The 22988-nt window shown below is 62.9% G+C and carries 20 protein-coding genes; all 20 read left to right on the forward strand.

The features are described 5' to 3' along the window. The first annotated feature begins 36 nt into the window (after positions 1-36). The 20 genes from ACVOKO_RS01195 (at position 37) to fliP (ending at position 22965) form a co-directional block, all read left to right on the forward strand. Positions 37-1821: a thiamine pyrophosphate-binding protein gene (locus ACVOKO_RS01195; protein ID WP_346496489.1), complete on the forward strand. Its 1785-nt coding sequence runs from the start codon at positions 37-39 to the stop codon at positions 1819-1821. Continuing rightward, a complete protein-coding gene (locus tag ACVOKO_RS01200) occupies positions 1818-2510 on the forward strand; it encodes a class I SAM-dependent methyltransferase (RefSeq protein ID WP_346496491.1) in 693 nt (230 codons plus the stop codon). The genes ACVOKO_RS01195 and ACVOKO_RS01200 overlap by 4 nt, the downstream gene beginning before the upstream one ends. Continuing rightward, positions 2507-3430, forward strand: a complete 924-nt coding sequence (locus ACVOKO_RS01205; protein ID WP_346496493.1) for a nucleoside-diphosphate sugar epimerase/dehydratase — start codon at positions 2507-2509, stop codon at positions 3428-3430. The genes ACVOKO_RS01200 and ACVOKO_RS01205 overlap by 4 nt, the downstream gene beginning before the upstream one ends. A gap of 28 nt (positions 3431-3458) precedes the next feature. Next, entirely contained in the window at positions 3459-4754 is a 1296-nt protein-coding gene (locus ACVOKO_RS01210; protein WP_346496495.1) for an FkbM family methyltransferase, read from the forward strand. 59 nt (positions 4755-4813) lie between these two features. Beyond that, on the forward strand, positions 4814-6208 hold the full coding sequence (locus ACVOKO_RS01215; RefSeq protein WP_346496497.1) for a glycosyltransferase family 2 protein: 1395 nt from the start codon (positions 4814-4816) through the stop codon (positions 6206-6208). Between the two features lie 46 nt (positions 6209-6254). Continuing rightward, complete coding sequence (locus tag ACVOKO_RS01220) at positions 6255-7310, forward strand: NAD-dependent epimerase/dehydratase family protein (protein WP_346496499.1); 1056 nt, start codon at positions 6255-6257, stop codon at positions 7308-7310. Positions 7311-7339: 29 nt separating this feature from the next. Next, positions 7340-12199 (forward strand): glycosyltransferase, encoded by a 4860-nt coding sequence (locus ACVOKO_RS01225; protein ID WP_346496501.1) that lies wholly within the window; start codon positions 7340-7342, stop codon positions 12197-12199. A gap of 229 nt (positions 12200-12428) precedes the next feature. After that, the gene (gene fliE / locus ACVOKO_RS01230) at positions 12429-12785 is read left to right on the forward strand and encodes a flagellar hook-basal body complex protein FliE (protein WP_346496503.1); all 357 of its coding nucleotides are present in this window, start codon (positions 12429-12431) and stop codon (positions 12783-12785) included. Between the two features lie 12 nt (positions 12786-12797). Then, positions 12798-14441: a flagellar basal-body MS-ring/collar protein FliF gene (gene fliF / locus ACVOKO_RS01235; protein ID WP_346496506.1), complete on the forward strand. Its 1644-nt coding sequence runs from the start codon at positions 12798-12800 to the stop codon at positions 14439-14441. A gap of 10 nt (positions 14442-14451) precedes the next feature. Further along, the gene (gene fliG, locus ACVOKO_RS01240) at positions 14452-15438 is read left to right on the forward strand and encodes a flagellar motor switch protein FliG (RefSeq protein WP_057628133.1); all 987 of its coding nucleotides are present in this window, start codon (positions 14452-14454) and stop codon (positions 15436-15438) included. Continuing rightward, positions 15435-16076 carry a FliH/SctL family protein gene (locus tag ACVOKO_RS01245; protein WP_346496508.1) on the forward strand — a complete coding sequence of 214 codons (642 nt, stop codon included), beginning with the start codon at positions 15435-15437 and terminating at the stop codon, positions 16074-16076. The genes fliG and ACVOKO_RS01245 overlap by 4 nt, the downstream gene beginning before the upstream one ends. Continuing rightward, positions 16073-17464, forward strand: coding sequence for a FliI/YscN family ATPase (locus tag ACVOKO_RS01250; protein WP_346496510.1), 1392 nt, complete (start codon positions 16073-16075; stop codon positions 17462-17464). The genes ACVOKO_RS01245 and ACVOKO_RS01250 overlap by 4 nt, the downstream gene beginning before the upstream one ends. Continuing rightward, positions 17461-17913 (forward strand): flagellar export protein FliJ, encoded by a 453-nt coding sequence (gene fliJ / locus ACVOKO_RS01255; protein ID WP_346496512.1) that lies wholly within the window; start codon positions 17461-17463, stop codon positions 17911-17913. Before ACVOKO_RS01250 ends, fliJ begins: the two co-directional genes overlap by 4 nt. Next, positions 17910-18986: a flagellar hook-length control protein FliK gene (locus ACVOKO_RS01260; protein ID WP_346496514.1), complete on the forward strand. Its 1077-nt coding sequence runs from the start codon at positions 17910-17912 to the stop codon at positions 18984-18986. Before fliJ ends, ACVOKO_RS01260 begins: the two co-directional genes overlap by 4 nt. 212 nt (positions 18987-19198) lie before the next feature. Continuing rightward, complete coding sequence (locus ACVOKO_RS01265) at positions 19199-19669, forward strand: REP-associated tyrosine transposase (protein WP_430980686.1); 471 nt, start codon at positions 19199-19201, stop codon at positions 19667-19669. Between the two features lie 207 nt (positions 19670-19876). Beyond that, positions 19877-20392: a flagellar basal body-associated FliL family protein gene (locus ACVOKO_RS01270; RefSeq protein WP_346496518.1), complete on the forward strand. Its 516-nt coding sequence runs from the start codon at positions 19877-19879 to the stop codon at positions 20390-20392. Positions 20393-20401: 9 nt separating this feature from the next. Continuing rightward, a complete protein-coding gene (fliM, locus tag ACVOKO_RS01275) occupies positions 20402-21418 on the forward strand; it encodes a flagellar motor switch protein FliM (RefSeq protein WP_346496520.1) in 1017 nt (338 codons plus the stop codon). Then, positions 21411-21764 (forward strand): flagellar motor switch protein FliN, encoded by a 354-nt coding sequence (gene fliN / locus ACVOKO_RS01280; protein ID WP_346496522.1) that lies wholly within the window; start codon positions 21411-21413, stop codon positions 21762-21764. Before fliM ends, fliN begins: the two co-directional genes overlap by 8 nt. Then, on the forward strand, positions 21761-22168 hold the full coding sequence (gene fliO / locus ACVOKO_RS01285) for a flagellar biosynthetic protein FliO (RefSeq protein ID WP_057628148.1): 408 nt from the start codon (positions 21761-21763) through the stop codon (positions 22166-22168). Before fliN ends, fliO begins: the two co-directional genes overlap by 4 nt. A 74-nt stretch (positions 22169-22242) precedes the next feature. After that, positions 22243-22965 (forward strand): flagellar type III secretion system pore protein FliP, encoded by a 723-nt coding sequence (fliP, locus tag ACVOKO_RS01290; protein ID WP_428999531.1) that lies wholly within the window; start codon positions 22243-22245, stop codon positions 22963-22965. The last annotated feature ends 23 nt before the right edge of the window (positions 22966-22988 follow it).

Below are 22988 nucleotides of genomic sequence, written 5' to 3' on the forward strand. Positions count from 1 at the left end.
CTGCCCGCCGCACTTCAACTCGATACGGAACCATCAATGCGCGTCGCTGATTACATCATGAGCCGCTTGGCCGACCTGGGCGTCGGGCAGGTTTACTTCCTCCCGGGCGGCGGGGCGATGCATCTTAATGATGCGCTCGGCCGCCATCCGGCATTGGAACCGGTGCTGTGCCTGCACGAGCAGGCCGCTGGCGTCGCCGCCGAGGCGGCAAGCAAACTTCGTGGCGGCCCGTCCGCCTGCATGACCACCTGTGGGCCGGGGGCGACCAATGCAGTCACCGCCGTGCTCGGTGCATGGCTGGACTCATCGCCGGTGTTCTTCATCTCCGGCCAGGTCAAGAGTGCCGACCTGAAGGGCGACAGCGGCCTGCGCATGCTCGGCGTGCAGGAGGCAGACATCGTCTCCATCGTCGCCCCGATCACCAAGCACGCCGTGACCCTGACCGATCCGTTGGCGGCGGCCGAGGTGTTCGACCAACTCGAGCAAGCGGCGCTGAGCGGTCGCCGAGGGCCGGTATGGCTGGACATACCATTGGACATACAGGCCGCGCAGATTGATCCGGCCCAACTCCGTCGCGCACTGCCATTGCCAATCACGGCATCGGCGGATCTGCAGGAGCCAGTGGCAAAGACCATCGAACTCCTGCGCAATGCCCAGCGTCCTGCCTTCATCGCCGGCAGCGGTATCCGCATGGCGGGCGCTGTGGAGGAGTTCCGCAATCTGTTTGAACAAGCGGGAATCCCCGTGCTGCCAACCTGGTTGGCCATGGATGTCATCGAAGACGATCATCCGCTGTATGGCGGTCGGCCAGGTTCGATTGCACCGCGCTGGGCGAACTTCACGTTGCAGAACTGCGATCTGCTGATCGTGCTGGGCTCGCGTCTGGACATGGCGCTCACCGCCTATAACCACGCAAACTTTGCGCCCAATGCCAGAAAGGTCGTGGTGGATATCGACGCAGCCGAGATCGCCAAGCTGAAAATGCCGATTGACGTTGCCGTCGTCAGCGATGCAAAACCATTCATACATGCCCTGAACGTTGCAGTACAAACCGCCACCCTGCCCGACTACCAGCAATGGCATCGTCGCATCGCCGAATGGCGCAGCCGCTACCCCTTGCTGGGTGCCGAGCACGCAGACGACAGCAACGGCGTCAGCATGTACTACTTCACGGACCGGCTCTCCCAACAACTGGCCGAGGGTGATGTGATCGCACCGGGCAGCTCCGGGTTTGCCGCCGAACTGTTCCTGCTCAACCTGCGTCTGAAGAAGGGCCAGCGCTGCTTCCACAATCGTGGCACCGGCTCGATGGGCTTCGGCATACCCGCAGCAATCGGCGCCTGCATGGCATCCGGACGTACCCGGACCATCTGCGTGGAGGGCGACGGCGGCCTGCAGATGAACGTCCAGGAGCTCGCTACGCTGGCCGCGCTGGCGTTGCCGGTCAAGTGCTTCGTGGTCAACAACCAAGGCTATGCCTCCATCCGCACCTCACAACAGATGCACTTCCAGTTGTTGGTTGGCGCGGACAGCAGCAGTGGCATGCGCTTGCCGGAACTGGAGCAACTGGCCAAGGCATATGGCGTGGCCTATGCCCGCATCAGTTCGCATGACGGACTGGAACAACAGTTGCAAGCCGTACTCGACAGCGCGGGGCCGGTGCTGTGCGAAGTAATGGTCTACCCGGAAGAACCCCGTGTCCCGCGCGTGATGACTCGCATCAACGCGGATGGAAAACCCGAATCGGGAACCCTACAGGACCTCTACCCCTTCCTTCCTGCCGACGAGTTGGCTGCCCAGATGAAGGCGTCCGTGCCATGATTACCTACTGCGACAGCGCCACGGCAACTAGCGACGCAGCGCTCATGAATGATCCCCTGCCCTTCGATGCCAAGGCGGATCATTGGGCCAATTTCTACCGTAGTGGCAACGCAACGGCGCCCGTCTATCCCTCTCAGTTCGCAGCATTCGCAATCAATGAGCTGTCTGATATCGACGGAATCGTCGAGTTTGGCTGCGGCAATGGAAGGGACAGCCATTTCTTCGCCAGCAACGGGGTCCCGGTACTCGCCCTTGACGCTGCCGAAACTGCCATCGCCTTGTGCATTGCACGCAACCAACATAGGCATGCGCGCTACGTGGCCAATCGTGCATCCAAGGCGCGGGCCGAAGTGGAGGGCTTCGTTGCTGGCAAGAACAGGATCGCTGTCTATGCGCGATTTTTCCTGCACGCCATCGACGCCAAGGAACAGCACGCCTTCCTGGCAATGACCAGGCAGGCGATTCCGGCCGGTAGTGTGCTGCTGCTGGAATATCGAACCACGGATGATGCCGCCGGTGACAAGGTGTTTGGTCATGACCACTATCGCCGCTACCTGGACCATCTGGGTGTGCTTTCCGCGGTGACCGCAGCAGGCTTTGATGTCCGCTACCAGATAGAAGGACGTGGCTTGGCCAAGTATGGCAACGAAGATGCAATGGTCGGGCGCTGCGTGGCGGTGAAGGCATGAGCGTCGTCCCGCAAGCATTGGCCGGAAAGCGCCTGGTCCTGTTTGGTGCCGGACGCGTCGGGCAAGGTTTCGCCGAAAACTTCGCCACACTGAATGTAGTGGCCTTTGCCGACAATGACAGCAGCCGGCACGGCAGCCAGATCAGAGGCTTGCCCGTTCTGGCGCCGGAGCAGATCAGCACGTTCGACTACGACCTGGTGGTGATCACCACTGGTTGGTGGAAGAGCATCTCCACGCAGTTGCAGGTACTGGGCATTCCCGCAGACAAGGTCACATTGCCACCGAAAAGCATGCTCGCCGTCAACCATGGCAAGCACCCTTTTTCCGACGCAACCACCAAGCACTTCGCGGTCAGGCTGATCCATGCCATGGACGACGCGATGACAAGGTATGGCTTTCGCATGTGCCTGGACTTCGGCACTTTGCTGGGTGCCGTGCGTGAGAACGACTTCATCGCCTGGGATGACGACATCGACTTCACGCTGGTCGACCAGGACCTGCACATCCTCGTAGACAACCTGTCTGCGATCAAAGCCTCGCTTCCGTTGCTTCCTGGAACCTGCGTGGACGTTGCAGTTTTCACGCAGGATTGCAGTCCCGCAGCGGTTGTACTGACCTTCCAGAACGAAACCGACGCGGAAGTCATCATTCCTTTCGAGATCGGAATACTTCGCCGCGTCTTCGAAGATGGCAGCGCGATAACCACCGGTCTTGGCACCGAGTTCATCGCCCCAGCGCACCACTTCCGCGACTACGATCAAATGCGGTTCCTCGACCGCAGCCTATATGTGCCCCATCAGACCGAAGCCTATCTCGACTTCGTCTATGGCGACTGGCGAACGCCGAAGAAAGACACCACCCTGGCCGAGTACCCCATGCGCGAACCCGGCTATCAACGACCTGGCAAGGTCTCGATCTGACCCACCCCTCCCAGCTGGAAACACCCCCGTGCACGTCCCCGCTCAGTACGCCCACCTGCAGGAAGATCACCCCCACATCCACACGATCGCGGGTGGCTTGGCGCTGCAGGTTGTCTGGTCGCGACGCCAGCACCTGGCCTGCCGTGACCAGGTGGTGATTGACCACCCTTCGCGGTTGTCGATCCTGGACCGGTTGGATGCCTATCCGAACGTACAGGCGATGCTGTCTGCAGACGCGTTGCCGCGCCTGCAGCAACGCGGTCAACAGCTGCGCGCGGAACTGAACCGGGGAATCTATATCTTCGGCGCTTACAAGATCGGGATGCGGCTGGCGAGGATCGCGCGCGAGCACGGCGTTGCAGTGATCGGCTTTCTGGACAATGACCATGGCAAAGAGGGTCAGCAACTGGAAGGCTTGCCGGTGCATCACCCGCGATCCATTCCCCTGCAAGCGGCTACGGTTGTCATCGCCAGCGGCCAGCACAGCAATGCGATCCTCTCCCAGCTGGCGCAGCAGTACCCTGCATCGCAGCTGCTGAACATGCACGAGTTCCTCTATGCATTGGATGCCGATCACGTCACCGGCGCCTTTGCCAACACGGCCGAAGCCCCAGCCCGCGACCCACTGCCGCACCTGTCCGCATTCCTGCGACTGGACGATGAACACTCGCGCCAGGTATTCGACGCTCTGATCGGAATGCGTCTGCAGCTGGCCACCGGCCCCGCAGCCGCCATCAGGTCACCGCAGCAGCAGGAGTACTTCGAACCTGCCTTTGTAAGCCGCGAAAAGGCAGAGCGCTTCGTCGACGGCGGGGCAGCCGCAGGCGACACACTCTGCCGGCTGGAGGCAGTGCATGGGCCGGTTCAGCAAGCATGGCTGTTTGAACCGGAGCTTGCGCCGTACTACGAGGCACTGAAGAACTTTTCATCGCGCGCAGAAGTTGCGGTATTCAATATGGGGCTGGATGCGACTCCCACGCGTGCCGTCTATCAGCGCAGCCTGTCCTATGACATCGCCGACGAGCTCAGCTATACCTTGCCGCGCGACATCGCATCATTCATCCAGGGCACGCCGCTGGACGCGCTGGCATCCGGGCAAATCGGCCTCATCAAGCTCGACATCGAGGGCATGGAAGCCAGGGCCATCCGTGGCGCCAAGAACATCATTGCGCGCGACGCACCCACCTTGGCGATCTGCGCTTACCACCACGCAGACGACTATTGGCAGTTGATGGATGAAGTGTTGTCGATCCGCCCGGACTACAAGGTCGGCATGCGCCTGTACGCCGACGTTCTCGAAGACATCACCCTCTATTTCCATTGATCCGCTCCCTGGTGCGGCCAGCAAGCCGTCCCCGGAACGACGCAATTCTGCGAGCCACCATGACGATTCCGCTTACGGTCGCGCTGACCACCTACAATCGCTGCCACTATCTTCGGCAGGCGCTTCCCGCGATTCTCGGCCAGACGTACGGGGATTTCGAACTGCTCGTTCTGGACAATGGAAGCACCGACGAGACCCCTTACTACGTACTGGAGTGCAAGGACAGCCGCTTGCGCTACATCCGCAACCCACCGGGGCACACCTCATCCTTCAACAGCATCTCGGCTCAGTGGATCGCGCGCAGCGAGCGCCTCCTCATCACCCATGACGACGACATCATGGAACCAAAGATGCTGGAACGGCAGATGGCGCTCATTTCCCAACGTCCGGATCTGACCGCCATCTGGACCAACAAGAGCATCATCGACGCGGACAACAACCAGATTCACCCCTGGATCACCCCACCCGGCCCGACCCGCATCTTCGAACAGGGGGAATACATCGCCAGGGTTACCGAGGAACGCCTGTGGTATCCGGCCAGCAGCATGATCTTCATGCCCCACCTGCTTTCGACGAACACGCTGCTGCGTACCTATCGTGGCGTCAAGGATAGCCGTCAGCGCCCGATAACCATCGGGGCGGGGGAACACGTCCGTACCGCGCTGATGAACCTGAAAGGACCGGTTGCATTCCTGAACGAGCCGCTGCTTCGCTACCGCCAGCACGGCGTTCAGGAGACCCAGGACGTGCATCTCGCACGTGCTGCAATGCATACGTTTCAGTCACTCCGCAAACTGGTTCGGAAGACAAGCTACCGCGAGCAATACGAACCGATGTTCGATGCGCAGATCGCGCGTTTCCAGGCCCAGGACCTCATCCTGCAGCAGCAGAAAGCCACATTCGGGCAGTCCGTCCTGCGCCGGCTGGAAGCACTTCTGCTCAAGGGTCTGGACGGTCTTGGCGAGAATACGCGGGTCGCGCAACCGCTGCTCCCCTTGTTGGTGCTGCTGCTGCAGAGCGGACGGGTCGACATCGCCACGCGCGTACTTGATCGAATGCAGGCTCCTGCAGCCGATGCCACCACTGCAATCCGCTTGTTGTATCGATGGGCGGCTCATGTCCGTGCAGGGAACAATATCTTCAGCCACATGCGTGGACAGCGTGTGGTCATTCTCGGTAGCAGCCTGTTGGCCGCCCTGCTGGTGATCGAGGCACGCAACGCCCAGGTGGAAGTGGTGTGCTGCCTGGACTCCAACCGTACCCGACAAGGCACGTCTTGGCTCGGTCTGTCCGTGGTTCCTCCGTCCTGGCTGGCCAGCCGCGAGGAGACAGTGGACGCACTGGTCTTCAGCTCCGAGCGCGACCACGAAGACAAGTTGCTGATGATGGTACGCAGCCATGACCCGGAGTTGCCGGCGTTGTCCTGGAAAAGCCTCGTCGAGGACGTTAAGTGATCCGCCGCGCCGGCTCCACCGGCTGCGGTCGCAATCAGGTGGTCGAATGACATCCGTTGCCACACTCTCGCCACGCTCGGTCGAAGCAATCCGCGCATTTGCACGTTTGCCGGCAGCAACGGCGCTGGGCCCGCGACTGCAGGGTCATCACTTGCTGCTGACAGGCGGCACGGGCTTTTTTGGTCAATGGCTTCTGGCCTTGTTGGACAGCCTTGTTCTTCAGGGCGTTGACCTGCGGGTGACGGTGGTATCGCGGAATCCAGCGCGCTTTCTTGACGCACTTCCCTATTACCGCAGCTGTAGTTGGCTGCATTGGATTGCCAGCGACGTACGCGCCATTCCCAAGTGGCAAGGCCCCGCGCCTGACCTTATCCTGCACGCAGCAGCCGAGACCTCGGTTTCCGCGCATGCAAGGCCGCTGGAACTATTCGACAGCATCTTGACTGGCGGCCGCCGGCTGCTGGACCTTGCCGTGGAATGTGGGGCGCCCCGGATACTTTTTACCGGCTCCGGCGCCCAATATGGGCCGATTGCCGCAGGCCAGCCCGTGCAGGAGTCTACATCGAGCGCAGGTGACAGTACGCTGGCAGGCAACATCTACGGTGAAGCCAAACGTGCCCAGGAAACAATGGCGGCGGTCTACGCCGAGCAGCTTGGCATCGTTCCCGTTTTCACCCGTTGCTTTGCCTTCGCCGGGCCTGGGCTGCCACTGGATGCCCATTTCGCGATTGGTAATTTCGTTCGCGATGCACTCCATTCGAAAAGCATCGACCTGCATTCCTCCGGCGAAGCAATGCGCAGCTACCTGCATGGCGCCGATCTTGCGTGTTGGTTGCTGCACCTGCTGTGCACAGGTATGGCTGGGCAGGCCTACAACGTTGGTTCCGATGTGGGAATCAGCATCGCCGACCTGGCCGTCCGTGTCCGCGACATTCTCAGCCCCAATAAGCCCGTTCATATCCTGGGGAAGTCCGGTGGCCCGCGTTCCTACTATGTCCCCGACATCAGCAAAGCGCGCTCACTGGGCCTTGATGTATGGACCTCGCTGGAGCAGAGCGTGGAAGACATGGCGAGCTTCGCAAGAACGAGCAACAAGCAATGATCCCCACGGCAGTAGAAAGAGATGAATGCATGATCGATTGGGCGTTGTTGGCGGGCGGTCGTTGCCCCGACAAACCGTGGCGCGTCGCCATTGCCGGTTTCAGCCCCATAGAAAATCAGGCGTTCCTGCTCAGTGACGCAGACTGGCGCGATCTGAACATCCAGATGCCGATCACGCCATTGTGCCGCTACGGCGATGGCAACGGCCTTCAGTTCGAGCGTCTGCAGGATCAGAGTGGCGGTTCCCACGACGGTCTTCTGCTGATTGCGCATGACCGCATCGACCATGTTCGCGTCTGCTTCGCATCGACTCCGAATGTCTACCTTGTCCTTCGCCATACCGCGCAACGCGAACATCTGCATGACGAGACAGCATTCAACAAGCTGTTCCTGCCACTCGTGGTACCGATGCATGACGAGCAGCTGGTTTACCTCGATTCGCGCATCATCACCGACCCCAAGGGAGCGGCCACGGATTGGGAGATGATACAAACCGATACGCCGCATCAGGCGCCGTCCTATCCCCGCTCCGCCGACTACTGGATCAACCGCATCACCACGGCCATCGCCGCCGATGCGGCCAACGTGCGTGGCCAACGGCCCAGATTGAGTGTGATCGTCCCAACGTACAACTACGGGAAGTTTCTGCAGCAATGCGTGCAGTCCGTGCTGGACCAGGGCATTGATGACATCGAAGTACTCGTGCTGGACAACGCTTCGAGCGACTGCACCCAACAGGTCATGGCTGCCTATACGAACGAGCCACGTGTGCGCTACATGCGCAATCGCTACAACTATGGCGCTGGTCACAACTGGAGAAATGGTCTGGCGATCGCTCGCGGCCGCTACTTCACGTTCCTGTCGGCCGATGACTTCCTCAATCCAGGGTACCTGCAGCGGCTGCTTCCGGTGCTGGAAGCCCACCCCCATGTAAAGGTGGGCTATACCCGTATCCGCTGGGTCGACGAACAAAGCCAGCCAGTGGCCCAGATTGCCCATCCGGGCTACCGCTCTGCCGACTACGTGGGTGAGCGCAACGAAGTGGCCGACCTGCTGACCCACGATTGCTACATGACGCCCTCCGCGGTGATCTATGACCGCCAGGCCTTCCGTGCCACGTGGCGGCCAGCGAATACCAACGGTGCGGGTGACTGGCAGATGGTTGTGCAGATGGCAGAACAGCACCCGGACTTTGCCTTTGTTCATGCCGAAGGGACAAGCTATCGATGGCATGGCGCACAGGACTCCAACCGCTTCTATGCCTCCACCGCACCGTTGGAAGATCACCTCACCATTGTCGAAGGTGTGCTGGAGCGCGGCATGGGACCACGCCTGCGCGACCGCGAGCATGATGTCGCGGACCACATCACCAGGCGATTGGCGCTGTATCCCACGGAACGCGATTCCGCGCTTGGTCAACGTGCACGCGCACTGATCGAGCGGCTACAGGCCTTGGCAGAAGACAATGCTGCACCACTGATTTCGGTCATCGTCACCACCTGGAACCGCCCGCAGTTGCTGATCGATGCGTTGGCCAGCCTCCAGGCCCAGACCTGCCGTGATTTCGAAGTGGTGCTGGTGAATGACTGCGGCGAAGGGGTCGAGCACCTGCTGGCCGATCATGACTTCCACATCGACTATCTGCGTCTGGGGCGCAATGGTGGGCCGGCCGCGGCACGCAATGCAGCCCATCGCCTGGCGCGTGGTAGATACGTTGTCTATCTCGATGACGATGATCTGTTTCTACCCAGCCATCTACAGGTGCTGGCTGACGCGATCGCGCAACATCCCGGTACAGTCATCTATACCGATGCGCTTTTCATCATCGAGCGTGTTGAAGGTGGCACCCGTCAGCAGCTGACCGAGGAGCGGCGCTACCTGCATGATTGCTATTCGCACGAGCGTTTGTCGGTGGACAACTACATCCCCGTCAACACATTTGCCTGGCCACGCGCGCTCGCCACTGAAATCGGCGGCTTCGACGAGCATTTGCAGGGACTTGAAGATTGGGACTTCCTGTTGCGGTTGGCCGCGCGCCTGCCCTTCCACCATGTGCGCCAGCAAACCGTCCATGTGCGGATGCGCGCCGATGGCGATGAGCGACGGTCCGTGCAGGCATTCGCGCACTACCCCGCGCTGTATCGCAAACTCTATGCCCGTCACTCCGATCTGGGCGCGGAAATCGTACGCACCGGTCGGGCCGAGCGACTGAAGCAGCTTGGCATCCACCTTGCGAAGACTCCCAGTGCCGTAATCGACAACTGGCGCGCGGTGCGGGTACCTACAGCTGCCCAATACACGTTATGCGAACAACGCATGCGCGTTTTCGGAGCGCCACCTCGCCTGTGCATACTGCTGCGGAGTCCGGAAGGTGATGTCGCCGCCATCCAGCGCAGCATCGCCAGCCTCGGTGGCAGCGACGGTTTGCCTGAAGGCTTGAAGGTAATTGTGTTGACGGGCAACACCACACACGCGATATGTGCTGCCGTGGCCAACACCCAGGTGCAGGTGACCGGTTCGGCAGGTGAGTCACTGGAAAGGCTTGCGGACAAGCTCCTGGCGGAAGCGACGTTCGAATGGCTATTGCTGGCCAACAGCGGGGACGAATTCTGCGCAGGTGGCCTACTGCAGCTGCGGCTCAGACTCACGGAGCAGCCACAGCTGCGGGCATTGTTCGCTGACGGGTGGTGCCGCAATGATGATGGCACGTTGGCACCCATGCTCCGTCCGGACCTCAACCTGGACCTGTTGTTGGGTAATCCATCGATGCTCGCATCGCATTGGGTATTTCAACGCGAGGCAGCACGTGCTGCCGGTGGCTTTGATCCCATTGCGGGAGATGCTGCGGAACTCGATCTGATCCTGCGGCTCATCAATGCCGACGCCTTCGTTGGCATTGAACATCTGCCCGAACCCTTGCTTAGCGCCACGCTGCGCCAGAATGGCGGCCCATCACAGCATCGGGCGATCCTCAACCATTTGCAGGCACGCGGCTATATCGACGCGACGGTAGCAGCCATCGACGACGGCCTGTATCGCATCGACTTTGGCCACAGTCAGCAACCAACGGTATCCGTGTTGCTGGTCGTATCCGAAGACACCACGCTGGCCGCGCTCGAGCGCTGTGTCGTCTCGATACTCGAAAAGACCCGCTATGCCAACTATCAGCTGCTGCTGGTCGACAACGGCGCGGCCGATGAACTACGTCAATGGATGCAGCAGGTTGAGTCCTTGGCCGCAGATCGGGTGCGGGCATTCGCCTTCGATCCGCCGCTGCCGCACGCTGCCGCCCGCAATCTTGCCGCTACCCAGGCAAACGGAGAGTTTTTGCTGTTCCTGCGCCCGGAGGTAGCCGCGTTGCAGCCGCATTGGCTGGATGAGCTGCTCAATCATGGCCTGCGGCCCGAGGTCGGGGTGGTGGGAGCCAAGACCGTCTCCGGCGATGGCAAGCTGACCCACGCCGGGCTGGTGCCGGGACTGTTCTGCAGCGGCGGCCACGCGTTTGCGGGAATGGCCATGGATGCGTCTGGCTACATGAACCGGCTGCAGGTAGCGCAGCAATATTCGGCGGTCACGGACAGCTGTTTGTTGATCGGCGCAGAGCTGTTCGCACAGCTCGAAGGGTTCGACCATGCGACCTTCGCCGATGAAGGCGCTGACGTGGATCTGTGCCTGCGTGCACGTGCGCGCGGCTACCTGACCGTATGGACGCCGCATGCCTTGCTGCTGCATTCGACCGAGCAGACCGGGACCACGGAAGCGACAGCCGATGCCCTGCTTGAACGCTGGCTGCCTGCCCTCGCGCACGATCCGGCGTACAACCCAAGCCTGCGATTGGATGTCGCCGGTGGATTCCGCCTGGGCGAATCGGATTTCTCGTGGAAGCCACTGCCCTGGCGGCCGCTTCCCCGCTTGTTGGCGCAGCCCGCCGATCCCTGGGGCAGCGGGCAGTATCGGGTCATCCAGCCGTTCGAAGCCTTGAAGCTGGAGGGCCATGTTGAAGGTGCGCTCTATTCGACATTGCTGGATCCGGTCGAACAGGCACGTATAGATCCCGATGTGCTGGTTCTGCAACGTCGTGTCAGTGAGGATGACCTGCACAAGATCCAGCGCGGCGCTCGTTTCTCGCGTGCGCTCAAGGTTTATGAGCTCGACGACTACCTGCCCAACCTGCCGCCCAAGAGCGCGCATCGCGAGCACATGCCACGCGACGTATTGCGCAGCCTGCGCAAGGCCATGAGCCTGGTCGACCGTTTTGTGGTGTCCACACCGGCGATGGCCGAGGCCTTTGCAGGCATGCATCCGGATATCCGCATTGCCCGTAATCGTCTGCCGGTGAGCTGGTGGAAACACCTGCCCATCGTGCGTCGCGACGACAACCGGCGCCCACGCGTTGGCTGGGCCGGTGGCCTCGGCCATACCGGCGACCTGGAAATGATTGCCGATGTTGTCAGCGAATTGGCGCAGGACGTGGACTGGGTTTTCTTCGGCATGTGCCCGGATCGGCTCCGTCCGTACATTGCCGAGTTCCATCCCGGCGTGGATATCGCGCTGTATCCGCGTGCATTGGCGCAGCTGCAGCTCGACCTGGCCATCGCGCCGCTGGAGGAAAACCGCTTCAACGAATGCAAGAGCAACCTGCGCCTGCTCGAATACGGTGCCTGCGCAGTACCGGTGGTCTGCAGTGACGTCGGTCCGTACCGGGACCCCAGCCTGCCGGTTACCCGCGTGCGTAATCGACACCGCGAGTGGGTGGGCGCCATTCGACAACATCTCGCCGATGCCGGTGCGCGTCGCCAGGCAGGCGATGCGCTGAAGGCCGTGGTTCACCGCGACTGGATGCTCGAAGGTGCCGGGCTGGATGAGTGGCGCGCCGCCTGGCTGCCCTGATCCACGCCCTGCTCCATTGTCATTACGGCCGCCGGTTCTCCGGCGGCCGTCTTCGTTCCGGCGCCTGCGATCCACCGCCAGCGGCGTGAACCCAAGCTTCCGTGTCGGAAAGCCGACACCCATTCACCGCAGCTGCGACGTATTCACCAACATCAAGGCCTTCACGGTTCCGGCACGCAACTTGCAGTTGCTCCAGCAGCTCCCCACACGTTGCCCGGAAACCCGCACGATGTCCCACTCCATCACCTCCGTTCTCTCCCAGATCCGCACGCTGCAGAACCAGGTCGGGCAGACCGCGCCCATTGCCGACGTTCCGCGCAGCAACGCGATCCAGGGGCTGGCCGAGGGCAATGCCGTTGCCGCTCCCTCCTTCAGCCAGGCCCTGCAGGGCGCCATCAAGGGCGTCAACGAAGCGCAGCAGAAGTCCGGGCAACTGGCCGCAGCCTTCGAGCGTGGCGATGCCAATGCCGATCTGGCCAAGGTCATGGTCGCCTCCCAACAGTCCTCGCTGGCGTTCCGCGCCACCGTGGAAGTCCGTAACCGTCTCGTCCAGGCTTACCAGGACGTGATGAACATGCCGCTGTAAGGATCCGCACGCATGGCACTCGCGCTGTCCAGAGAATCACTGAATCCGGAACGGGCTGGGGCCTGGTTCGACCGTCTGCAAAGCCTGCAGATCACCCGCCGCCTGGGCTTGATGGCAATGATCACGGTTGCCGTGGCGGCCGGCCTGTTCGTGTTCTTCTGGGCACAGAAGCCGCAGATGATGCCGCTGTATACCGGGCTGGACCAGAAGGCGACCGCCGAGGCCACCGACCTGCTGCGCTCGGCGCAGATCCCGTTTGAGCTGGACGCCACCACCGGTGCGATCAGCGTGCCGGAAAAGAACGTGCACGATGCGCGCCTGAAGCTGGCCGGCTCCGGCCTGACCGAGAGCGGTCGCCTGGGCTTTGAAATGATGGAACGCGACCCCGGCTTCGGCGTCAGCCAGTTCGTCGAAACCGCGCGCTATCAACACGCGCTGGAAACCGAACTGGTGCGCACCATCAGCAGCCTGCGCCCTGTGCGCGATGCCCGCGTGCATCTGGCCATTCCCAAGCCCAGCGCCTTCACCCGCCAGCGCGATGTCGCCAGTGCCTCGGTGGTACTGGAACTGCGTGGCGGTCAGCAGCTGGAGCGCAACCAGGTCGATGCCATCGTGCATATGGTGGCCTCCAGCATTCCCGATCTGGCGCCCGAACGCGTGACCGTGGTCGACCAGAGTGGACGCATGCTCACCATCGCCGATCCCAACAGCGACGCAGCGCTCAACGCCGCCCAGTTCGACCAGGTCCGTCGTCTGGAGGGCTCCTACAACCAGCGCATCCGCGAACTGCTGGAACCGATGACTGGCGCAGGCCGGGTCAATCCGGAAGTCAGCGTCGACATGGATTTCTCGGTCACCGAGGAAGCCCGCGAGCTCTACAACGCCGAGCCGCAGAAGATCCGCAGCGAGCAGATCAGCGAGAACACCAACACAACCGCCGGCCCGCAGGGCATTCCCGGGGCCACCAGCAACACCCCGCCGGGCCCGGCCGCCGCCCCGCCGGCCACGGCCAGCACGCCGACTGAAACCTCCAAGAACGCCACCCGCAATTACGAGCTGGACCGCACCCTGCAGCACACCCGCCAGCCGCCTGGCCGGGTCAACCGCGTCTCGGTTGCGGTACTGGTGGACCACGTGCCGCGTGCCGGTGCCAACGGCAAGCAGACCGACCAGCCGCTCAGCGCCGCCGAACTGACCCGCGTCGAAGCACTGGTCAAGCAGGCGGTAGGCTTCAACGCCGAACGTGGCGACACCGTGTCGGTGATGAACGCGCCGTTCGTGCGTGAGTCCGTACCCGTCGAAGCACCGAAGTGGTGGGAGAACCCGCAGGTACGCGATGCACTGCGTCTGGTTCTTGGCGCCATCGTGGTACTGGCCCTGCTGTTCGGCGTGCTGCGCCCCGCCCTGCGCCAGATCACCGGCACACCCAAGGCCTTGTCGGGTCCGGAAGATCCGCTCAGCGCCGACGTGCAGGTACTGGATGACGGCACCGAAATGCCGGCACTTGCCGCCGACCGCCTGCACCTGGACGGAACCCCCACCCTGGCCTTGCCGGTGGACGCATACGAAGAACGCCTGCGCATGGCCCGCGAAGCAGTGAAAACCGACTCCAAGCGGGTTGCCCAGGTAGTGAAGGGATGGGTGTCAAATGACTGATGCAATGCCGATGACCGGCGTGCAACGTGCCGCAGTATTGCTGCTGTCGCTCGGTGAAACCGACGCGGCCGAAGTGCTGCGCCACATGGAACCGAAGGAAGTACAGAAGATCGGCATTGCCATGGCTACGCTCACCGATGTCACCCGCGAGCAGGTGCAGAAGGTGATGGACGACTTTGGCGCCGAGCTGGGCAACAAGACCTCGTTGAGCGTTGGCTCGGACGACTACATCCGCAACATGCTGGTGCAGGCGCTGGGCAATGAGAAAGCCAGCAACCTGATCGATCGCATCCTGCTCGGCCGCAATACCACCGGCCTGGATGCCTTGAAGTGGATGGACCCGCGCGCGGTCGCCGACCTGGTGCGCAACGAACACCCGCAGATCATCGCCATCGTCATGGCTCACCTGGAAACCGACCAAGCTGCCGAAGCATTGAAGCTGCTGCCCGAGCGCACCCGCGTCGACGTGCTGCTGCGCATCGCCACCCTCGACGGCATTCCGCCGAACGCGTTGAACGAGCTCAACGAGATCATGGAGCGCCAGTTCGCCGGCAACCAGAACCTGAAGTCGTCGAACATTGGTGGCGTGCAATGTGCCGCGAACATCCTCAACTTCATGGACGGTGGCCAGGACCAGGCCATCCTCACCGAAATTGCCCGTATCGATTCGCCGCTCGGCAGCCGCATCCAGGACCTGATGTTCGTGTTCGACGACCTGGTGGATCTGGACGACCGCGAAATGCAGCTGGTGCTGCGCGAAGTCAGCGGCGAGCGCCTGGGCCTGGCCCTGCGCGGTGCCGACATCAAGGTGCGCGACAAGATCACCCGCAACATGTCGCAGCGTGCCGCAGAAATCCTGCTTGAAGACATGGAAGCCCGGGGCCCGGTGCGCCTGTCCGATGTGGAAGGCGCGCAGCGCGAGATCCTCGCCATCGTCAAGCGCATGGGCGATGAAGGCACCATCACCCTCGGCGGCGCCGCGGAGGCCATGCTGTGAACAACGCCGTGCGCTGGCTTGCACCGGATCTCAACGCACCGCCCGCCCCGTTGGCGGCGGACGATTTCGACCTGGAATCGCTGGAAACCATCGTTGCCGAGCCGGAGCTGCCACCGTTGCAGCTGCCGACCTTGGATGAGATCCAGGCCATCCGCGATGCAGCGCAGGAAGAAGGCTTTCAGCAAGGTCACGCCGATGGCTACGCCCAGGGCCAAGCCGAAGTACGGCGTTTGACCGCGCAGATCGAAGGCATCCTCGACAACTTCAGCCGGCCGCTGGTGCGGCTGGAGAATGAAGTGGTCGGCGCACTTGGCGAACTGTCGGTACGCATCGCCGGCGCCCTGATCAGCCGCGCCTACGAGGCGGACCCTTCACTGTTGAAGGATCTGATCGATGAAGCACTGGACACCGTCAGCGGCACCAACCGCGATGTCGAAGTCCGGCTGCATCCGGATGACATCGCTGCCATCAGCAATCTACTGACGTTGCCAACCGGCCAACGCCTTGTACCCGACCACAGCCTCAGCCGTGGCGACCTGCGCGTACACGCCGAAGCCGTACGTGTGGATGGCACCCTGGATGCACGCCTGCGCGCCGCCCTGGCCACCGTCCTGCGCCGTGCCGGAGCCGCACAATGAACCCGTCGCATTCACCTTCGCCCGCTCCCGCCGATTGGGCCGCCGCCCGTAATCTGCGCTTGGCCGCGCGCCTGGATGGCATCTCGCTCGATGCTGGCGGTGGCCATGGTCTGGTCCGCGAAGGCATCCTGCGCCGCGCGGTTGGCCTCACCCTGGAAGCCGTTGGCTGCGAAGCGCCGATGGGCGCCAGCTGCAAGGTCGAGATCATCGATGGCGGCTGGGTCGATGCCGAGGTGGTCGGCTTTTCCGGCGACCGCACCTATTTGATGCCCAGCGCCGAACTGCATGGCCTGCTGCCCAACGCCCGCGTGGTGCCGTCCTACCGCCGAGGCGGTGTCGAAGTTGGCGAAGGCCTGCTCGGCCGCGTCATCGATTCCGATGGCATCCCGCTCGACGGCAAGGGCCCGATCCGCGCCGAAGGCGTCGTTGGCATGGCCGGTGTCTCCATCAACCCACTGGCCCGCGAACCCATCACCCAGCCATTGGACGTGGGTGTGCGCGCGATCAACGCACTGCTGCCGATCGGCCGTGGCCAGCGTATCGGCTTGTTCGCCGGTTCCGGTGTCGGCAAATCGACCTTGCTGGGCATGATGACCCGCTTCACCGCCGCCGACGTGATCGTGGTTGGCCTTATTGGTGAACGTGGCCGCGAAGTCCGCGACTTCGTTGAATCCACCCTAGGCGAAGAAGGCCTGCGCCGCGCAGTCGTCGTCGCCAGCCCGGCCGACCGGCCACCGCTGGCGCGCCTGCACGGTGCCTACCGTGCAACCGCCATCGCCGAGTGGTTCCGCGACCAAGGCTTGAACGTATTGCTGCTGATGGATTCGCTGACCCGCTTTGCCCAGGCCCAGCGCGAAATCGGCTTGTCAGTGGGCGAACCGCCAACCACCCGCGGCTATCCGCCCTCGGTATTCGCCAAGCTGCCAGCACTGGTGGAACGCGCCGGCAACGGCGCCAAAGGCCGTGGCTCGATCACTGCGTTCTACACCGTGCTCACCGAAGGCGACGATCCGCAGGACCCGATTGCCGATGCCGCACGCGCCATTCTCGACGGCCACATCCTGCTGTCACGCCGCGTTGCGGACAGCGGCCTGTACCCGGCCATCGACGTCGAATCCTCGGTCAGCCGCGTGGTCCAGGACATCGCCGATGACGTCTGGCGCGCACGCATCCGCAAGCTCAAACAGCTGGTATCGGCCTATACGGCCAACCGCGACCTGATCGCGATCGGCGCCTACCAGCGCGGCAACGACCCGCTCACCGACGAGGCGCTGGATCGCTGGCCGGAGATCATGGAATTCCTTGGCCAGGACGTGCACAACGCTGCCGACCTGGGCCACAGCCTCGATGCTTTGCACCAACTGGTAGATAGTGAGACGCCCGCATGAGCCCTAGCCGCCGCCTGGACCCGCTGCTGCGCCACGCGCAGGACCGCGAAGATGAAGTCGCCAAAGCGCTGGCCGAACGCCAGCAGGCCTTGGACATGCATCAATCGCGCCTCTCCGAGCTGCGCCAGTACGCCGAGGAATACGCCAACGCGCAGCTGGCCACCACCAGCGCCGCGCAACTGCTCAACCGCCGTGCTTTCCTCGACCGCCTCGACAACGCGGTGGAAGCGCAGAGCAAAACCGTGGACAGTAACCAGGAACGTGTGGACGCCGAGCGCGCCCGCCTGCTGCTGGCCAGCCGCGACAAGGCCGTGCTGGAACAGCTCGCTGCCAGCTACCGCGCACAGGAAAAACAGGTTGCCGACCGCCGCGATCAACGCGAGATGGATGATATCGGCGCCCGCCGCGCACGCTTGAAGAAGATCGAGGGCGAAGGAGAAAGCCAGTGAATGTCCTTCCCTCAGCGCTCTCCTCTGCCGGCAACGTCGACAACAACAGTACCGCGCGTAGCAGTAGCGACAAGAACGCCGACAGCGGCTTCGATGCAATGCTCAACAGCAAGCCCGCCACGCAGAAGCCCGCAGCCAGCAAGCCAGGCAGCAATGACCCGGCGCCGGCCAAGGAAGCGCGCGTCGACGACAGCGCCACCGAGGCCAGCACCGAGCAGGCCAGCACAGCCAACAACAGTGCCAGCGACGACGACAAGCCCGAGGCTGCAGGCACGGACACTGACGCACCCTGGCCGCCGTTCGGCTTGTCGGCAATTGTGGCGCCAGCCCCGGAGCCGGCAGCGCAACTGCCCGCAGCGCTGGCCGCCGCCACCCAGCAGGCCGCGCCGACGGTTCCCGCTGCGGCTGCAACCCCGGCCCTGCCTGGCGCTGCCCCTGCGGTTGCTGGCCCCGCGCCAACGGCGGCCCTGAGCAGCGATGACGTCGCGGCTGAGTTGACCTTGCCGATGGCAGCGGCCGCCGTAAACGATGATGCCGGCAAGCTCAATCTCGATGTCGACACCCCCGCACCTGCCGCGTTTGCGTCGCTGCTGCACAACCAGGCCTTGCAGGAAGTACGTGCCACTGCCCCGGCCAGCAGCATCACCGCGCCCACGCCCACCCCGGATCTGAATGCCGGCGACTTCGACGAGGCCATCGGCGCGCGTGTCGGCTGGCTGGCAGAGCAGAAGATCGGTCATGCGCATATCCGCATCAACCCGGAAAACATGGGCCAGATCGACGTGAAGCTGCAACTGGACGGCGACCGCGTCCACGCCAGTTTCAGCAGCGCCCACGCCGATGTCCGCCACGCCCTGGAAAGCAGCCTGCCGCGCCTGCGCGAAATGCTGGGCGAACAAGGCCTGCAGCTGAGCCATGCCGATGTAGGCCAGCAATCCAGCTCGCAACATAACGGCGACAAGGGCGAAGGCAGCAACGGCCTGGCAACCGGCAGCCCGCACGATGGCACTGACCTGCCACCGGCAAGCACCCAGAACCTGCGCCTGCGCGGCCTGCTCGATGCATATGCCTGAAGTCCCGCAAAAAAATGATGTTGTGGGAGCGGTGTAAACCGCGAAGCCGAGAGTCTGAAAAGCCCCCAGCTTCGCGGCTGACGCCGCTCCCACAGCACTGATGCATCTCTTGTGGGAGCGGTGTAAACCGCGAAGCAGGCAATCTATCCGCCCATCTGCAAACGATCATTGCGCTGACAGCACTTGAGAGGCCGCAGTGCAATCCTGCGTCGATGGCGCTTCCAGCAACCAATCCAAAGCCAGGCTCCAGAACCCTCCGCACAGGCCGTGTTTCCCTGCCAGGGCATGCCTACCTGGTGACGTTCACAACCCGCGCTCGTCAACCTTTGTTCCTGGACTTCCCGCTGGCATCACGCATCTGCCACGCCCTGTACCACCCTTTACTCTGGCGCGACGCACGCTTGTTGGCCTGGGTACTGATGCCGGACCACTGGCACGGCTTAGTCCAACTGGGTCTTCACACCCACCTCAGTGCGTTGGTACGAAGTATCAAAGCCAACACCGCGCGAACCCTGCCCTCCTCAATTGTTCGCCCCATTTGGGCGGCAGGCTTTCATGACCGCGCCGTGCGCAAGGATCAGGATCTGAAAGCAACCGCCCGCTACATCATCAGGAATCCGGTCCGCGCCGGGCTGGTGAGCTCCCCGCGCTGTTACCCCTACTGGAATGCGATGTGGATCTAGTCATCAGCTTTTGTGGGAGCGGCATGAGCCGCGAAGCTGGGCATGTGGCAGATCATCAGCTTCGCGGCTGACGCCGCTCCCACAAACCCAATCCCACAAACCTGATCCGCGCCCCCCACACCCGCGTCAATTTCCCGCCATCTGCCCATTCACATCCTCCGGCACGGCCCTTGCATCTGCTTGGGCAGCAATCCTGAGGAGCTCCACGTGGCCGTTGCCGCTGATAAAAACCGCAAAGCTGAACCCACCAAGGAAGCGGCAAGCAAACCGCGGCGCTCGTTGTTGGTGCCTGCCCTGATCGCCGTGTTCGCGGCAGCCGCTGCCGGCGGCGGGGTCTGGTATTTCACCCAGGGCAAGGCCGACGGCCAAGCCACCAAGGCCACCGCAGCCAAAACTCCGGCACCGGCGCAGTACTTCGCCCTGGACCCGGCGTTCGTGGTCAACCTCAGCGGTCCCATCGACGGCCCGCGCTACCTGCAGGTCGAAGTGCAGTTGATGACCCGTGATCCGCTGGCGCTGGCTGCGCTGCAGACCCATGCCCCGGCCATCCGCGCCAAATTATTGATGCTGTTCTCGCAGGTTGAGCCGACCCAGATCGCCGACCGCGCCGGCAAGGAGAAACTGCAGGCCGCCGCGCTGGCCGAAGTTCAGAAGCTGATGAAGACCGAGACCGGCCAGAACAGCGCCGACGAATTGTTGTTCACCAGCTTTGTGACCCAGTAAGGCGCCACGATGAGCATCAACGACCTGCTGTCCCAAGACGAAATCGACGCCCTGCTGCATGGCGTGGATTCCGGCTCGGTCAATACCGCCGAGCCTGCGGCGGCACCGGGCGAAGCGCGTTCCTATGACTTCGCCAGCCAGGACCGCATCATCCGTGGGCGCATGCCGACCCTGGAAATGGTCAATGAGCGTTTTGCGCGCTTGTGGCGCATCGGCCTGTTCAACCTGATCCGCCGCTCGGCCGAGTTGTCGGTACGTGGTATCGAGCTGATCAAGTTCGGCGACTACCTGCACTCGCTGTACGTGCCCACCAACCTCAACCTGATCCGCTTCAAGCCGCTGCGCGGTACCGGCCTGATCGTGTTCGAGCCGACCCTGGTGTTTGCCATCGTCGACAATTTCTTCGGCGGTGATGGCCGCTACCCCACCCGCATCGAAGGCCGCGAGTTCACCGCCACCGAAATGCGCGTCATCCAGCTGATGCTCAAGCAGACCTTCACCGATCTACGTGAGGCTTGGGGCCCGGTGATGAATGTCGATTTCGACTACATCAACTCCGAGATCAACCCGCACTTCGCCAATATCGTCAGCCCGCGCGAGTACGTGGTGGTCAGCCGCTTCCATGTCGAACTGGACAGCGGCGGTGGCGACATCCACATCACCTTGCCGTACTCGATGCTGGAGCCTATCCGCGAGCTGCTGGATGCCGGCATCCAGAGCGATCGCAACGACCGCGACGAAAGCTGGGCCAACATGCTGCGCGAGCAGCTGGACACCGCCGAAGTCGAGCTGTCCAGCGTGCTGGCCAAGCGCCGCATGAGCCTGCGCGAACTGACCAAGCTGAAGATCGGCGATGTGCTGCCGATCGATATGCCCAAGCAGGTGCCGCTGTGCGTGGAAGGCATCCCGGTATTCACCGGCGAGTTTGGCGTCTCCAACGACCGCAACGCCATCAAGATCACTGCTACCCATCCTCCGGGAAAGCGCGTCAGCGTCCCCGTGATCCAGGAAAACACCGATGAATGACATCCAATCTCCCGAAACTGAAACCGAAACCGTCGCAGCGCCGGCGCAGTTCGCCAACCTGCAGGCCGACAACGCCATCAGCACCGATCTGGACCTGGACGTCATCCTCGACGTACCGGTGACCCTGTCGCTGGAAGTCGGCCGCGCGCGCCTGCCGATCCGCAACCTGCTGCAGCTCAACCAGGGCTCGGTGGTGGAACTGGAACGCGGCGCCGGTGAATCGCTGGACGTGTTCGTCAACGGCACCTTGATCGCGCATGGCGAAGTGGTCGTCATCAATGATCGCTTCGGCGTGCGACTGACCGATGTGGTCAGCCCCAGCGAGCGCATCCGGAGACTGCGTTGATCGCATTGCTTGCCTATGCCGCACCGGCCGCGAAGGCGGCCACGCCGGTTGGCCAGCACGCGGCCAGCGCGCCCGGCCTGTTCGGTGCGTTCTTCACCCTGCTGCTGGTGCTGGGCCTGATCATCGGCCTGGGCTGGCTGCTCAAGCGCATGCCGGGCGGCGCGTTCCGGCCGGCCGAGGGCTTGAAGGTGGTGGCCAGCATCAACGTTGGTGCCAAGGAGCGTGTGGTGGTGGTCGACGTCAATGGCCAGCAGCTGCTGCTGGGCATCACTGCCGGCGGCATCAGCACCCTGCACCAACTGCCCGAGCCGTTGCCGCAGACACCTGCGCCGGCCCTGCCCAATCTCAAACAATTACCGAATTTCGCCCAGTTGCTGGCACAGAAACTGCGCAAGGACTCCTGATCATGTCGGGCCAACGCTTCAACTCAAGCGGTTTGAACTCACGCGCCTGCTGGCAGCTGCTGCTACTGCTGGCGATGCTGGCATTGCCGTTGTTTGCCTGGGCCGCGCCCGGCCCGCAGATGCCGGCACTGCCGGACGTGAATGTCGGCAAGATCGGCGGCGCGCCGGTCAGCCTGCCACTGCAGACCCTGCTGTTGATGACGGCGATCACCTTGCTGCCTTCCATGCTGCTGGTGCTCACCGCCTTCACCCGCATCATCATCGTGCTGGGTCTGCTGCGCCAGGCGTTGGGCACCGGGCAGACCCCGTCCAACCAGATCCTGCTGGGCCTGGCGCTGTTCCTGACCGCGATGGTCATGATGCCGGTCTGGGACAAGGCGTGGTCCACCGGCATGGCGCCGTATCTGGATGGCCAGATTGATTTCCAGACTGCCTGGCAGCTGACCACCGCGCCGCTGCGCGCCTTCATGCTGGCGCAGGTACGCGAGACCGACCTGATGACCTTCGCCGGCCTGGCCGGGCAAGGCCCTTACGCCAGCCCGGACGCAATCCCCTTCCCGGTGCTGGTTGCCTCCTTCGTCACCAGCGAGCTGAAGACCGCATTCGAAATCGGCTTCCTGATCTTCATCCCGTTCGTCATCATCGACCTGGTGGTGTCCAGCGTGCTGATGTCGATGGGCATGATGATGCTGTCACCGATGCTGGTCTCGGCCCCGTTCAAGATATTGCTGTTCGTGCTGGTCGACGGCTGGGTGCTGGTGGTGGGCACTTTGGCAGCGAGCTTCAACGCGGTGTGATTGCAAATGCGCTGCGCTGACGC

The organism is Stenotrophomonas sp. STEN240, assembly GCF_056756175.1.

Coding starts and splice junctions, on each gene's coding strand:
- ACVOKO_RS01200 (WP_346496491.1), top strand. CDS start 1,818: ATGATTACCTACTGCGACAGCGCCACGGCAACTAGCGACGCAGCGCTC.
- fliF (WP_346496506.1), top strand. CDS start 12,798: ATGGCACTCGCGCTGTCCAGAGAATCACTGAATCCGGAACGGGCTGGG.
- ACVOKO_RS01215 (WP_346496497.1), top strand. CDS start 4,814: ATGACGATTCCGCTTACGGTCGCGCTGACCACCTACAATCGCTGCCAC.
- ACVOKO_RS01195 (WP_346496489.1), top strand. CDS start 37: ATGCGCGTCGCTGATTACATCATGAGCCGCTTGGCCGACCTGGGCGTC.
- ACVOKO_RS01205 (WP_346496493.1), top strand. CDS start 2,507: ATGAGCGTCGTCCCGCAAGCATTGGCCGGAAAGCGCCTGGTCCTGTTT.
- fliP (WP_428999531.1), top strand. CDS start 22,243: ATGCTGGCATTGCCGTTGTTTGCCTGGGCCGCGCCCGGCCCGCAGATG.
- fliJ (WP_346496512.1), top strand. CDS start 17,461: ATGAGCCCTAGCCGCCGCCTGGACCCGCTGCTGCGCCACGCGCAGGAC.
- fliG (WP_057628133.1), top strand. CDS start 14,452: ATGACCGGCGTGCAACGTGCCGCAGTATTGCTGCTGTCGCTCGGTGAA.
- ACVOKO_RS01220 (WP_346496499.1), top strand. CDS start 6,255: ATGACATCCGTTGCCACACTCTCGCCACGCTCGGTCGAAGCAATCCGC.
- fliN (WP_346496522.1), top strand. CDS start 21,411: ATGAATGACATCCAATCTCCCGAAACTGAAACCGAAACCGTCGCAGCG.
- fliE (WP_346496503.1), top strand. CDS start 12,429: ATGTCCCACTCCATCACCTCCGTTCTCTCCCAGATCCGCACGCTGCAG.
- ACVOKO_RS01250 (WP_346496510.1), top strand. CDS start 16,073: ATGAACCCGTCGCATTCACCTTCGCCCGCTCCCGCCGATTGGGCCGCC.
- ACVOKO_RS01225 (WP_346496501.1), top strand. CDS start 7,340: ATGATCGATTGGGCGTTGTTGGCGGGCGGTCGTTGCCCCGACAAACCG.
- fliM (WP_346496520.1), top strand. CDS start 20,402: ATGAGCATCAACGACCTGCTGTCCCAAGACGAAATCGACGCCCTGCTG.
- ACVOKO_RS01265 (WP_430980686.1), top strand. CDS start 19,199: ATGGCGCTTCCAGCAACCAATCCAAAGCCAGGCTCCAGAACCCTCCGC.